Here is a 14,549-nt window from a genome sequence, read left to right on the forward strand (position 1 = left end):
AGATTTACTCATCATTCCCTTAGGCGAAAAACTCGTCTCGCATCTACTCATTGTTTTTGTTGAATGTGTTGTTGATAGAACGCTGCAATCCTTTTAACGCTTCATCATGCAGACCCGACAGTTTAGCCATTTCTTCTGATCGCATGCTTGCGATCGCACCACTTGCCAGTTTATCGAGGCTGCTAGGTAGCGAATAGACAAAATCTTTTCTGTTCGTGTGTATTGTCAGCTCATCAACACCGCGTAAATAGATTTCTTCTGCTTTTGTATCTATAGCAAGCTCTTTGGTCTGTCCTCTTGTGACTTCAATTGATTGTTCTAACCGTATACTCTGTCGGTGATTAGTGATTTTTGAGTGATAGGAAACGCTAGAGACTAATAACGGCATATGGCCCACATTTTCCATCAAGATAATAAACTCTGTTCCTGTTACTCGATAATCAAACCGCAACTTACCTTTTTTGAAGTTAGCAGTGCGCCTATAAACAAAAACTGCTACTAGTAAGCTTAGTGTTCCGACCAGTAAACCCAAAACTGCTACGAAAAGGCTGAGGTCTTCAGTTAGAGTGGCCAATAGACTATCGATAGCTGCCCCCCAATTAGAAAGAGTTTCTTCCATTATTTATTCCTTTAAAACAAACAGACACGACAGTGGCTTTAGATGATTATATGCTTACAAAACCATTGATTCATAACGAATACTACCAATATAAGGTGTCAAGATAAACTCGTGTTATGTTGAAAGCTAACCTACTTTATAAGGCGATGGCTTTTATTGCGTCTTCGATAGAAGAAAATTGAATTTTAGTAAGGCAAACCTCAGCTTTTGCAAACTCGTGCTCTTGAATTAACTCGGTCACTGATTGCAAAGATAAGTGATTACCCCTAGTTTCAAACCAAAAACCTTGAGAGCTAGAATGAACAACAAAACATTCACCATCGCAGTCAATAAGATAATCCTCTTCACCCCAAATTAGACCATCAAGCTCAGCGGCTAAACTTGCTTGAGTGTTTATATAGATGAGTTCCGGATCACCGTGTAGTTTAAGCATACAGGGCCATTTGATCATTGCTAACCTCGGTGTTATTAATCGGAAAACGGAGCTTCATGCTAGCATTGCTCTAGGAAAATAGGAAAGCCTCCGTGCGGAGGCTTTAAGAGTAGAAAAGAAACCCGATACTAAACCGAGTTTGGAGCACTTAATCTGGCTCGAACCAATAAAGTTATCGGCTGAGTTGCACAACTCTAGCGACATTTTCAGCCAGATCGGCAAGATTAAAATCTGACTCCTGCATGGCTTCTTCCAATGTCATTGCCCTCGGAACCGCTGCAAACACCGCATCAATACCAATGTCATACACCGATTGGTAATCTTGGCCTGTACAACCTGCAAGAGCGATAACTGGTAATCCAAACTGCTTGGCAACCTGAGCCACACCCATAGGGGTTTTGCCGTGAGCAGTTTGAAAATCAATACGCCCTTCTCCAGTGAAAACGATATCCGCGTCTTTTACACTTTCGCGCAGGTTCACCGTATCGAGCACTATTTCAATACCTGGCTTTAGCTGGGCACTGGTATAGCCGAGCAGTGCTGCGCCCATACCACCAGCCGCCCCCGAACCTGCCAAATGAACCACGTCAACACCAGTGGTTGCCTGAGTCAGTTCACCAAACTTGGCAAGGGCACGGTCCAGTAACTTCACGTCTTCCGCTGTTGCACCTTTTTGCGGACCAAAAACAACCGATGAGCCAAGCTCGCCACAAAGTGGGTTGTTCACATCGCTCGCTACCAATATTTCGCAAGACTTCAAACGCTTGTCTAAGCCGCTAATATCAATATGCGCAAGATGCTCTAATCCACCGCCATTTAGTGGTATAGGTTCACCATTTTGGTCTAAAAAACGTGCCCCTAGAGCCGCTAACATACCTACGCCAGCATCGTTAGTGGCACTACCACCTAAACCAATAATTAGACGTTCTATACCTTGATCAAGAGCGTGTCGGATCAGTTCTCCGGTGCCAACACTTGAGGTCAACTTAGGATCCCTTTGTGACGCGGGTACATGGTGTAAACCACTGGCCGCAGCCATTTCGATTACCGCAGTGTGGTTATCTCCCAAAATGCCATAGAACCTTCGACATACTTAAACAGTGGGCCTTTAACCGACACGTCTACTATGCGTCCACCCGTTGCATCGACCAGTGATTGAACGGTACCTTCACCGCCATCGGCAACGGGGACAGAGACAAACTCAGCCTCTTTCCACACTCGGCTTAAGCCGGCTTGGACAGCATCACAAACCTGTTTTGCCGTTAAGCTTTCTTTAAATGAATCTGGGGCGATAACCACTTTCATACCACGTTCCTTTTATATCATTCTTATCGATGGGTTACAGAAGAACCAGACTTAATAGATAAACCAGTGTCATGGCTGTCACGCCTTGAACTAGTGTCGCCATTGTCTGCGCTCGGTATGCCAAGCCAACCTTCATACGGCTGAACTGTGAAACTACCCAGAAGAAACTGTCATTTGCGTGAGAAACTGTCATCGCACCCGCACCGATAGCCATTACAGTTAACACTCTGCCCATTTCTGAATCAAGACCTAACTGGTCTAGCATAGGAGCAACAAGCGCCGACGTTGTTACTAGCGCCACCGTTGAAGAACCTTGTGCCGACTTTAAAGCAGCCGCAACGATAAATGGCATAAAGATACCTACACCAAGAGCGGACAAAGTCATACCTAAATATTCGCCAAGAGGTGTCGCTTTTAATACTGCGCCAAACGCACCACCAGCACCAGTGATAAGTAGTATAGGAGCAGCAGCGGTAATACCTTGGCTAATGCGCTCGCCAAACTCTTCAATCTTGTTGCTGCTCTTTAACAGGCGAACCGATAGGAATAAGCCGATAACTAGTGCAGTCAGTGGCTGACCAAGGAAAGTAAGAATATCAAACAATACACCTTCACCTAGCGGTAAGCTTGGGAACTTGGCGATAGAACCAAAACAGATCAGCAAAATAGGAACAAAGATAGGTGCAAACGCCTGACCTGCTGTTGGTAGTTCGCCGTAAGAAGCTTTTAGCGCCTTCCAATCTTGTTTCACTTCATCGGCGTGCTCTTCACCGTCCGGTTCAACATCAGAAAAGCGGTTAGCCCACAGCATACCCGCAATGGCTGCCACGGCAGCGATAAATACACCAACGCCAATAACTAAGCCAAGGTTTGATTCTAGACCAAGGTTACCCGCAGCGGCGATTGGGCCCGGTGTAGGGGGAACAAAGGTGTGAGTTGCGTACAAGCCCGTTGCTAGCGCAACACTCATTGCAACACTTGAGGTTTTTAACCGTTTTGCTAGAGACTCTTTAAGAGAGTTCAAGATAACAAAACCAGAATCACAGAAAACCGGCACAGAAACGATGTAACCGATAATACTCATAGTTAACGTTGGGAAGCGATCACCGAGTAACTTGATGACCGTATCGGCCATAGTGATGGCTGCACCACTTTTCTCTAAGATCACACCAATAATGGTACCCAGCACAATAACAAGGCCGATATAACCTAAAATGCCACCGAATCCAGAGGCAATAGTTTTCGCTATACTATCTGCGGGTAATCCGTAGGCAAATGCAGCCAAAAAGGCCGCCATAATAAGTGCCAAAAAGGGGTGTAGTTTAAATTTGGTAGTGGCGAGCACAATAAATGCTATCACCGCCAAAAGTATCAGGATTAGACTCATAAAAACTCCATTTATTAGTTGTCTGTTTTTGTTAATCAGACTTAGTAGGGTCGAGCCTATTATCTCTTTCGACTTTGTAATTTCCTTTGGGCAAGGTGACAAATTTCTCTAGCATTTGGTTTACACTTTTGTGCAAACGCACAATTCTAACGGACTTTTGAGATCTGACGCGCAATATAGAGTTCTGTGAGCCCTACAAAGTCTGACGTTGATATTCCCGTAATCTCTGAAATCTTATCCAGTCGATATCTAAGGGTATTTCTATGCACAAACAACAACTTAGAACACTCCGACACCGAACCGTTCGCCTTGAACAGCGCATCGAGAGTCTTAACGAGCTGCCCCGACTTATCTTTCCTCTCCAACTTATCCATCGCATTCATTAATTGTTCACCCTGCCAAAAATCAGCAAGAGGTGACAAAAGTACCGGAAGGCGTAACTCCTCAAACAAATGCTTGTTTCGCTTAGGTTGATGAGCACGCCCTGTTTGCAGCACTTGTTTTGCACTTTGATAAGAACGATGGATTTGCCAAGGAGACTCAAACAACTGCCCCAAAGCAATGTCAAAGCCATCGATTTGGTTCTCACCTAATCGGGCTAGAAGCTTGTCGATGCGCTGGCTCTCGATTTGACTGTCCCACTGCGCGACACTCTGACACGGCTTAAGCACAACTATTTCATTCATCGAGATAATGGCAACCAAGTTATCTCGTTGCGGGTATTCCAACAGATCGACCAGCTTGCGAATACTCTGCAAACTCTTAGGGGTTTCTTGATCTCTAAACTGAATGACGACTGCCACTCGTGGCTGCATAATATCGATAGACAACTTGCCAGCCCAGCTTTCCAACTCTTGGACCGATAGTTCATTGTTTACCCAAGCGGTAATAAATTCCTCTCGGTGTCTCCTATCCCACTGTAGTTTCTCGACCAAATCTGCTTGATCGATGATCATTTCAGCGGTCATTTTTACAAGGTTGGCAAACTCGCGAATATCGTTAGGCTCCCCTGTTATCCCCAATATGCCTACCACCTGTTCATTACTTTGCAACAGCATATTGATACCCGGTTTAACACCTTTAAGGGAACGGCAACTCTCTTCGGTTAGCTCTATCGAGTCTCCGTGTTTGAGAGCCAAAATAGCGCCGTCGTGCACTTGCCCTAAACGTTGGCTTTCACCACTGCCGATAATAATACCCGCATGGTTCATCACGTTGATGTTGTACCCTATGATCGACATGGTACGATCGACTATCTGCTGTGCCAGTTGGTGATCTAATATCACAGGCCTCTCTCCTCATTACGTCGAAAGACAAGCACTGAGTGTTGCCCTTTTTTCTCGGCATTTACCTTGGCTACGCCACAGGTATCTGGCTGACTAATTGACCAAATCAACAATTTAACACCTTGTTTCAAATGGCTTAGCTACAAGTATACATACCACTGATAGAAAAACTGCTCGCCGACTAACATTGTTTAGTAGAGACCGCCTAACAACCCATTGTTCGATTAAAAAACCTTCACACAAGAACGGCTACAGGGTTCTATAATAAAGCTAAGGTTTTCAATATGTCTCAAAGTATTAACTAGGCAGTCAATCACCAATGAATTCAGGTTTTACCTCACCGCTCATCAATAGCGACAGGTAAATTGTTAAATGAGGGATCATTATGGCAGGGCTTACTGAGTTATCAGAAATCATCAAATCTATGTCACCAGAGCTAATGGATGGAGAGTATGTCTTTTGTTCAGTGCAAGGAACCATCAGTCAGTATACGCACCTCAATCCTATAGCCACCTTTCGAGAATCAGAAGGTTTAACGCTTTTAGTTCGAAAACCCGCTGCAGAACACGCCCATTTGGAGTTTGAAAGCAGTTATCGTCAAATTACTCTCAATGTCCATTCTAGTTTGGACTCGGTAGGGCTCACTGCGGCGGTTGCTGGAGCATTAGCGGAAAAGGGCATCAGTGCCAACGTCATTGCAGCGTATTACCACGATCATATATTTGTGTCTTCCGACGACGCGCAAATCGCACTGGATACTCTTCACGCGCTCGCGCAGGGAAAATAGAAAGTCGACATATTTATCTATCTCGGTCGTCATGTAAAAAATTAACCACATAACAACCCAATAATAATGCAACGCAAACCGGGTGCTGACATAGCACCCAGTTTGTCGACTTTTCTGATATTTGTCCGCATTAGTATCAGACTAGTGTCTATTTCTCATCTAAACCCTAGGATTAATCTTACATAAGTCCAATGAAGCTTTACCAATAAGCCATTAAGTTAGAAATGTAAGTTAAACGCAAAGGAGCACATGATGAAAAAACTGACATTACTAATTGCATCAACGATTTTACTTTCGACAGCCGCAACCGCTTCTACTTTCTCAACGCATTCGGAGCGAACATTCGACACGGATAAATACGCCTCTCAATCACAGGCGATGGACGCTGCCAAAAATCTAATGACAGAATTAAGCCAAATGAACAACGCGCAACTCAAGCATCGACTCTCTATTTCAGATAACATCGACTACCCAAGTCTGAAAATTGATAACATGGATGTCGAGCTCCACAAATTTACCAACTTTGAAGGAAAAACAAGTTACAGCGCAACCGTAGGTGTGGCTTACCAATATACTCACCACGAGAGTAATAGCTAAATAACCTAAACTGATTCTCAACCAACAGATAAGATTTAAATAGACGACGGATGCAATGGCATTCGTTGTTTTCACGTCTGTAGAAACCACTCTTACCCACTTCGCAAAAAAAGAAAACTGCTCATCTAATTATTATTAGCGGCGTGAATACTCCACATAATTTGGTGCGAAATTTGATTCAATCCCGAGCGATTTTTCACAAAAAATTAGATGAAACACTCTAGTTAATTTATCGAACAACAAGACTATAAAATGCATTTCACCTCAACTAATCAATGTAACAACAATCATTTTGTGCCAAAAATGAACCTTCTGTAAGCAAATTGAAACAAGGATTGTATTAAAATAATTCAAAGTATATACAAAGACTTAAAACTATTACTTTAACAATAAAAGATAAACGTCTTACCTACGCTTTTACCCAGCTCAATAATTTCAACAATGAGGACGTTATGAGAGTTAACCAGCCCGTAACACAAAAAGAAGTGACTTATCCGCCGAAGTACAACTTGCTGTCGGTGACTAAACCAAGTAGTCACATAACTTATGCTAGTAAAGAGTTTTGTGAAGTTGCTGGATATACGCTAGAAGAGCTCGTCGATCAACCACACAATATCGTTCGCCATCCCGATATGCCGTCTGCGGCATTTGAAGATATGTGGAAACACTTAAGAGAAGGGAAATCTTGGATGGGAATGGTCAAAAACCGCTGTAAGAACGGTGATCATTACTGGGTCGATGCCTTTGCAACACCAATCCAAGAAGACGGTAAAGCGACAGAATATCAATCCGTTAGGCTATGTCCTAGCCGAGAACATGTCGAAAATGCCGAAGCGCTCTACACTCAGCTTCGCGAAGGAAAAACCCCACTGAAGCTCAAGCTGCCCCGTACTCGATTATGGCAACGACAATCTGCCCTTCTCATACTTAGCGGGTTGGTTTCTGGTTTGGCCGATTTCTTTTTATCCGGCTCCGGCGTTCCACTATTTGCACTACTGGCTATTTTTGCGACTTATTTTTCTACGCGACGCCTCGAAGCACTCTCTTCAGATGCTCGCGACGTATTTAACAATCCACTGGCTGAGTTGGTGTACAACAAAAACGTCGATGATATTTCCGAAATACAACTCGCACTTAAGATGCGACAATCCGAAATTAATGCGGTAGTCGGTCGTATTCAAGACTCGAATGAAAAAGTTGCTCACGCCGCTCAATCTTCATCGGATAACTGTGATACCACGGCGTCAAACCTTGTCAATCAAACCTCCGAAACAGAACAAGTCGCGGCAGCAGTCAATGAAATGCACTCAACGGCAAATGAAATTGCGCAAAATGCGCAAGGAGCATCTGAAGCCACAGACCACGCCAACCACGCCGCAGAGGAAGGAAAGCAATCGGTTGAAGACACGATCAACGCAATTAACATGTTGTCGGTTCAATTGAACGACGCTTATCAAATCGTTCAAGAGCTAGCGGAACACGGCAGTGCTATCAGCCAAGTGACGACGGTAATTCAAGGCGTCGCAGAGCAAACTAACCTGCTGGCACTTAATGCGGCAATCGAAGCAGCACGGGCGGGAGAACAAGGTCGTGGTTTTGCAGTTGTTGCCGACGAAGTTCGTCAATTAGCGCAACGAAGTCAAGAGTCGACTCAAGAAATTCAGACCATTATAAATTTGATTCAGACCAGCAGCGAAAAAGCCGTTACCGCCATGGATGACGGTACTCGACTATCGGGAGTTTGTGTTGAAAGTGCAACCAAATCCGGTGAGAAGCTCGACGTCCTACAAGGTGAAGTGACAGGTATTTCAGATAGAAACAACCAAATCGCTGCCGCAGTCGAAGAGATGGCTAGAGTAACCGAAGAGATGAACTCAAGCATACAGTCCATCAGTGAAGTGTGTGCCGCTACCAACATTCTCGCCAGTGACACTCGAGACGAATGCCAGACCTTAGTTAACAACCTCAATGCACAAGGTAAACTGGTTAGCCAGTTTAGACGCCTTTAACACAAAGCTAGGTTTGAAGCGGTAACATCGCAGATAACAAAAAACGTCTGGGACCTACTAGACGTTTTTTTATCTCAGTTAAAGGGACGAAACCTTGAGTTTGGCCACTTTATTGCAAATATACTCGCCTATAGGGATAGCAGAGGTTGCAGCGGGAGAAGGTGCATTGCAAACATGTAGAGTTCTCGCGCTTTCAGAAAACAAAAAGTCATGAACAAGCGTGCCATCGCGCATGACCGCTTGCGCTCGTATTCCGGCCGGATAGGCTTTTAAATCCGTACTGGAGATATCCGGGCAATACTTTTGAACTCGCTTCAAATACCCTTTTTTCCACCATGAGTCGCGCAACTCCTGAATACCCGTCATCAGATGTTTACTTGTCACTCGCCAGAAACCTGAAAAACTGAGCATTTGCAGTGAGTCTTTTATACTGAAATTAACTCTTGAGTACCCTTCCCTTTTCCAACCTTGCACCGCATTTGGGCCGACGGTTATCGATCCGTCTACCATTCTCGTTAAATGCACCCCAAGAAATGGTAACTCGGGATCAGGGATAGGATAAATCAGGTGAGAAACGTAGTCGTGAAAACGTTCATCGAGGCGATAATACTCACCGCGGTATGGCACTATTTGGAAATCGGTCGGGATCTTAAGCATCTTGGTCATGCGATCTGCCATTAGACCACAGCAAGTGATCACAAAATCACAGTTAAGCTGCATGGTTTGTCCGTCACTAACGCAAGTGAGTTGTACCTCTTCGGCGTGCTCTTCCATTGCGGTTACCCTTGTACGCAGGCTAATTTGACCACCATGACTAACAAACTCTTCCACCATTTTTAACGTCACTTTGCGATAGTCAACAATAGAGGTGGACTTAACATAGATCGCCCCAAGCCCAGTCACGTTAGGCTCGCGTTCCTTTAACTGTTCTTGAGTGAGAAGCTCGACTTCAATCTCATTATCTAGGCAGCGTTCGTATAAGTTCTCCATACGAGCCATTTCATCTAAGGAGGTTGCCACCAACAACTTGCCACAGTTTTCTACTTCAATACCGTGTTGCTCACAAAAGGTGACCGTTTGCTCGGCACCTCGTTTGCAGAAATCAGCTTTTAAACTGCCCGGCTGATAATATACACCCGCGTGAATCACACCGCTGTTGTGCCAGTTTGGTGATTGGCGAACTCGGCCTCTTTTTCAATAAGCAGGATCTGTTTGTCTGGATGGCGTTGCATTAGCTGCCATGCAGTGGATGCACCAACAATTCCACCACCAATGATCACAAAGTCATAATTGGCTTTCATACCGCTCCTTTCCCTGAGTAACGTCCCTGTTATCGATAGGATTGTAACCTAATCATTACATTAATTTTGCGTGCTTCACCACAGGGAAAACAGACCAGCAAACGGTATATTAAGTGCAATTTGCAGCAAAGATTTCAACCGCCCTGTTTTAAGATCTGCCGTTAATACTGAGATCACTATCAATTTTAAGACCATTGTGCTTTACCATTGCTAATACCTATTCAATTTCGTATCGATATCCTCCGAAAACCAATAAAAAAACGGTAGGCCAACCACCTACCGTTTCGGGAAACTAGACAATGTTTCTTGGGGCAAAAGAAAATGCCCTAAACTCTCGCTTGTATTTAGATTCGCCAATTTTCTTAATTTTGGCGACTCCCATCTTGAAGTTATAGTTACCTGATATTTGATCAACGACTCTAGTTGTCAAAGAGTTCGAAGGCTGACGCATATCGATCATATTGGCATACAAGCAACCCTTTTTAACCGCTGGTGTCACGATGGCAACGGCAGTAACTGCTGCTTTATCTAATTTGATATGGCCATTTTCCATCAACTCACTAAACTGAAAGTCATCGCTGTGGACACCAAGAATAGTATCCTTAAAGTTCGCCACTCGATCTGAATACATCATCACTTGGTCACCAGACTCAATTCCGCGCTCACTAGCATCATCAGGGTGAATTTCAACCCAGTTTTCCGGCCATCGCTGGATAACATAAGCACGCCTCTCTACATCGTCGAACCCTGATTGCCAAATTTCATTGATACGTCCATTTGAAAACCAAAGTTCCTCGTCTTTTGGTTGTAACCATTCATAGAAGTCACTAAACAGATCCCATGGATGTTTTTGCAGGTTAACTTTGCCAGTTTGGCTATTGAATGCAATCAACTGTTTTTTCAACACGTTACTACCTTGAGGCCCATGTTCAAGCCCTTTTTCCAACAAGGTTTCTTGTGACATCTCGGTGTCGTGCAAGCGCTTAGTTCCTACTAACTTTTTCGTATCGTAGTTATAAAACACGGGGCCCTGAATACCATCAGTTCCAAACTCTTTAAGCTTATCGTGAAGTGTTTTTCCTTCGGCATGCGCCGCTACTTTGATCATGTGGAAATCTTTTCGGCTACCACGGCTAAATCTGGACGCTTCTTCAGCAACGTCGTTTGACTCATCCCAATCAAACCCATCAAATCCAAATCGGCGAGCTAGCTGAGCGATGATCCACCAGTCTGGCTTTGCTTGACCCGGTGCGTCAGAAAACTTTTGGTATAATCTGAGGCGCCTTTCGCCATTCGCTCTCATAAAGTCAACTTCCCCCCATGTCGCGGCAGGAAAAACAATATCAGCAAACTTAGCACCTATGGGATCACGCAAGTAAATATCCTGATTTATAACCACCATACCTCCTGAGTCTGCACGAAGTTTGAGTGTATCGATAATTTCCTGCTTGTCATAAGAATAAACTTGATGAGGGTTAGCAGTCGTCAGTTCCCAAAACTTCTTTTGTAACCCTTGGCTACCACACATTGCTTGAATCCAAGTTGTGCCAATTACATGTGCCAGTCTTGTATGCCCAGAATAAAGATACCGGTCTGTATCAATTGAACGTCGTCGACGTCCTGGTACCTTTTCGGGTGACTTATTCCTTGGTAACTTCCCACCAGCCTGACCTCCTCGTTGGTGTCCACCAAATCGCCCAATGACTCTCCCTTCACGCCCTCCGGTACCAATCACAGTAGCGAGAGAAGATATGGCATTGGTATTACCTGTATTGTTTGACCAATAGAAGCCTTTTTCTATACCAATAGAGGATTTAGGTCGCTTACCATCTATAGGTTTCGCTAACATTTCTGCAGCTTGATATATCTTTTCCACCTCAATACCCGCTAATTTGGCAGCATATTTGGGGTCGTACTCCTTTTGAGCCATGTTCCAAGATTTATAATCTTCAAAACCTTTAGTCTGAAACTTACCCCACGTTGTACGCCACTGCCATGGAGTATTACGTGTACCCTGGCCAAATCCTGAGCTAGATTCCCACTGGTTGTTAACCCACTGATTGATCCACTCATCGTCTTGCCACTCGTTCTCCAGAATGACCCGAATAATAGCGCCAACCACTAAGTTGTCTGAGCCAGGATTAAGATCAATATGCAAACCACCGTGTTTCTTAAGCCAAGCGATTCCAGCAGTTTCACGAGGATTGAGGATTACAGTTTTCATTCCTCTTTGAACCGCGGGCATTATGTATTGGGTAAAAATGATGGTTTTGGTTTCGTATGGGTCGGTGCCACAAATCATTAGTGTGTCAGCCGCTCCCCAATCCTCGTAACTTGGCCCGAAATTATCAAACCCCGCATCTCTAAAACCCGGTGTCGATGTCACATCAGAGGGGGTGTCGTGAAAAGTGAAGTTTGCAGTATTGATATGTCGCAGAGCGTATTTGGTAATTGCATACGTATTTTCAATGTACTGATATGAATATGTTTTTACTCCATAGGCATTCGCGCCATGTTGGTCAATGATATGTTTACCAACTTCTGCCGCGATGTCTAAAGCAAACTCCCATGATACTGGTTGAAGAGTACCGCCAATTCTGACTAGAGGCTGAGTTAACCTATCTCTTGTTCCTGTGGCAGGGTTATAAAGCTTTTGAGCAAGCAAACCTCCTCTCACCGATGAGTCACCTGTTTTGTTAACAGCTTTAGTGTCTTTATCTGGTACCACAACAATATTGTGTGGCTTGCCATTGTGCATAATCACATTGTGTTGGGCAGGCGCTACCCATGATTGCATAGGCGCACTAGGAAAATTGATACCAAAAGCATTTTCGTCAGCCTTTAAACCACCGTTCGCCTGTTCTAGCGGCCATCTATATACTTTGTAACCGCAGGCCACGACACAATAGTCACACGCAGTGGTGATCACATCTGCACTTTTGGGAGGTAATGGCGCGTTGTCTTGTGGAATGTAAAAGTTACTAGTCATATTTAGGCCTCCTGGTTTGAAATCAAATTATCAGTTCGGCCAAATAACAGCCCCATTACACCTACTGCGTATATATCGTCACCTTCAACTTCCAACAGTATCTGCGGTAGACTTTCATAGGCTTGCCCAGAAACAATGATCCCGTGACGCCTTAGGTCAAATGTAGATAAGTGAAACGGACACTGACCCAAGACTCTATGTTCGTCGATAGCCTTGTATGCATTGTTCATCGGTCCGCCTTGATGTGTACACATCACGGAAAAACCCACCACATCTTGTTCTGAACCGACACCACCACCGGCGGGTACTCCCATCTTGATCAAAATAGCTTGAGTGTTTGCACCCTCATCGGGGTAAGTAAAATATTTGGGTTCGTTAGCAACCAGTTCACTGAGTTTTCCGATTAACTTACGGGGATAACCAACGATTCTTGCTTGAGTTTGTTTGGCTAGTGCAGTACCAGGAAAAAGAGTAAAAGTTGCGACACTGGCAGTGCCCGCCGCTGCACCGCTATACAGCAAAAAGTCACGTCGTGACATCATGCATTTACGATGTTCACCCTTGTCTTTTTTGTGATTACGACGACCTTTGGTAAGTTTCATTTTTTCACCTCCACCAGCTGTTTTTCTGTAAAGAGAGGCTGATACTCTGGTAACTTTGGATATTCCATAGTGATCCGCTTTCCTGAAAAGGCATCGATAAATGCCAATAAATCCTGCTTTTCTTGATTACTAAGACCCAAAGGCTGAATCAATGGACTTTTTGATTGGATAAAATCAGTTGTTCTTCCATCTTGAGTCACACCCCCTCGGTCATAGAAATCAACGACATCAGACAATGTGGCGACCGTTCCATTGTGCATATAAGGGGCGGTGTACTTGGTATAACGAATACTTGGCGTACGAAATTTACCAAGCATGTCTTTGCGTTTTCCTCGGAAATAGACTCCAGGATCCGCTTTTGTTTCTCGATACATCTTTTCGTTGGAACCCTTGGCATAAAGTTCATAACGAAACGTAATTTGAGCTAAAGGATCAGTTTCCCACCTTTTATTGGTTGGAACACCAATGTTGTAGTTCTTTTGATCTGATGCCAGTGGGCCATTGTGGCAAGCAATACAGCGCGCTTTTCCTTCAAAAAGCGTTTTTCCTCTAATTTGCGCTTTGCTTAGCGCTGTCTCATCTCCTTTTAGATAGTTATCTAATGGCGTATCTTTTTGCACCAAAGTACGCTCAAAAGCAGCGATTGCCTTCCAAGCGTTACTAACTTTCGGGAAGTTATCTCCGAAAACCTTGTTAAATTGATCGACGTACTCGGGAACCAAGGCTAATCTAGATTCCATTAAATCATCTTCTCCATTACCCGCGACTCCACCTTTGGCAGCACTTTTAGCTTGTGCTTCCAAGGAGTTAGATGAACCCGCCCAAAACAGCTTCTCATAATAGGCCGAGTTGATAATGGTTTGGCTGTTTCTCCAGTGAACCGTACCTGGGTACCCCAACGAAAGATCAGCCGGAAAGTCCCACCCCAGAGCAGGGTTGTGGCAGGCAGAGCAAGGAGTAGAAGTGTCACCCCCCAACCTTCCGTCAAAAAAGAGTAACTTTCCAAGCTCGACTTTTTCCGGTGTAGTGGGATTATCTGGAGGTGTCGGCACATCGCCTAAAGGAGCCAATGCAGGGTACTGCAATCCATCGAGCAGTATGGGCTTTAAATCAACTCCCACGTCTCTCCCCGCTATATGCTCCACACTCTGTGATTGATTGGCGTGGGTAGAAAAGCTCTGTAACATCGCCATAACTGCCAGCAGCGGCAAAGTGATGGTAAATCTGTTCATAC

General features: G+C 44.4%; 10 protein-coding genes and 2 pseudogenes. 3 read left to right on the top strand and 9 right to left on the bottom strand.

Annotation, left to right across the window (positions count from 1 at the left end; genetic code table 11):
* Positions 1 to 43: 43 nt before the first annotated feature.
* From BLO31_RS21435 to BLO31_RS21455, 5 genes and pseudogenes are all read right to left on the bottom strand, one after another.
* On the bottom strand, positions 44 to 619 hold the full coding sequence (locus BLO31_RS21435) for a hypothetical protein (RefSeq protein ID WP_070971739.1): 576 nt from the start codon (positions 617 to 619) through the stop codon (positions 44 to 46).
* A 136-nt stretch (positions 620 to 755) separates the two neighbouring features.
* Positions 756 to 1,070, bottom strand: a complete 315-nt coding sequence (locus BLO31_RS21440; RefSeq protein WP_070971742.1) for a DUF4144 family protein — start codon at positions 1,068 to 1,070, stop codon at positions 756 to 758.
* 223 nt (positions 1,071 to 1,293) lie between these two features.
* Positions 1,294 to 2,357: pseudogene (locus BLO31_RS21445) on the bottom strand (glycerate kinase); the annotation flags it as partial.
* A 34-nt stretch (positions 2,358 to 2,391) separates the two neighbouring features.
* Complete coding sequence (locus BLO31_RS21450) at positions 2,392 to 3,744, bottom strand: GntP family permease (protein WP_070971745.1); 1,353 nt, start codon at positions 3,742 to 3,744, stop codon at positions 2,392 to 2,394.
* A gap of 146 nt (positions 3,745 to 3,890) precedes the next feature.
* Entirely contained in the window at positions 3,891 to 5,030 is a 1,140-nt protein-coding gene (locus BLO31_RS21455; RefSeq protein ID WP_070971748.1) for a sugar diacid recognition domain-containing protein, read from the bottom strand.
* A 385-nt stretch (positions 5,031 to 5,415) separates the two neighbouring features.
* Between BLO31_RS21455 and BLO31_RS21460 the strand changes: the two genes are divergently transcribed.
* The 3 genes from BLO31_RS21460 to BLO31_RS21470 all read left to right on the top strand — a co-directional run bounded on the left by BLO31_RS21460 (position 5,416) and on the right by BLO31_RS21470 (position 8,423).
* Entirely contained in the window at positions 5,416 to 5,817 is a 402-nt protein-coding gene (locus BLO31_RS21460; RefSeq protein WP_070971752.1) for an ACT domain-containing protein, read from the top strand.
* A gap of 249 nt (positions 5,818 to 6,066) precedes the next feature.
* The gene (locus BLO31_RS21465) at positions 6,067 to 6,414 is read left to right on the top strand and encodes a DUF3316 domain-containing protein (RefSeq protein ID WP_084659981.1); all 348 of its coding nucleotides are present in this window, start codon (positions 6,067 to 6,069) and stop codon (positions 6,412 to 6,414) included.
* A 452-nt stretch (positions 6,415 to 6,866) separates the two neighbouring features.
* On the top strand, positions 6,867 to 8,423 hold the full coding sequence (locus tag BLO31_RS21470) for a methyl-accepting chemotaxis protein (RefSeq protein WP_070971758.1): 1,557 nt from the start codon (positions 6,867 to 6,869) through the stop codon (positions 8,421 to 8,423).
* A 78-nt stretch (positions 8,424 to 8,501) separates the two neighbouring features.
* Here the strand turns inward: BLO31_RS21470 and lhgO are convergent.
* From lhgO to BLO31_RS21490, 4 genes and pseudogenes are all read right to left on the bottom strand, one after another.
* Positions 8,502 to 9,724: pseudogene (gene lhgO / locus BLO31_RS21475) on the bottom strand (L-2-hydroxyglutarate oxidase).
* Positions 9,725 to 10,016: 292 nt separating this feature from the next.
* Positions 10,017 to 12,713: a molybdopterin-dependent oxidoreductase gene (locus BLO31_RS21480; RefSeq protein ID WP_070971761.1), complete on the bottom strand. Its 2,697-nt coding sequence runs from the start codon at positions 12,711 to 12,713 to the stop codon at positions 10,017 to 10,019.
* 2 nt (positions 12,714 to 12,715) lie between these two features.
* Positions 12,716 to 13,315, bottom strand: a complete 600-nt coding sequence (locus BLO31_RS21485; protein WP_070971763.1) for an arsenate reductase (azurin) small subunit — start codon at positions 13,313 to 13,315, stop codon at positions 12,716 to 12,718.
* Positions 13,312 to 14,547, bottom strand: coding sequence for a cytochrome-c peroxidase (locus BLO31_RS21490; RefSeq protein WP_084659982.1), 1,236 nt, complete (start codon positions 14,545 to 14,547; stop codon positions 13,312 to 13,314). The genes BLO31_RS21485 and BLO31_RS21490 overlap by 4 nt, the downstream gene beginning before the upstream one ends.
* Between the last annotated feature and the right edge of the window lie 2 nt (positions 14,548 to 14,549).

It is taken from the genome of Vibrio sonorensis, assembly GCF_001854765.1.
Taxonomy (GTDB): domain Bacteria; phylum Pseudomonadota; class Gammaproteobacteria; order Enterobacterales; family Vibrionaceae; genus Vibrio; species Vibrio sonorensis.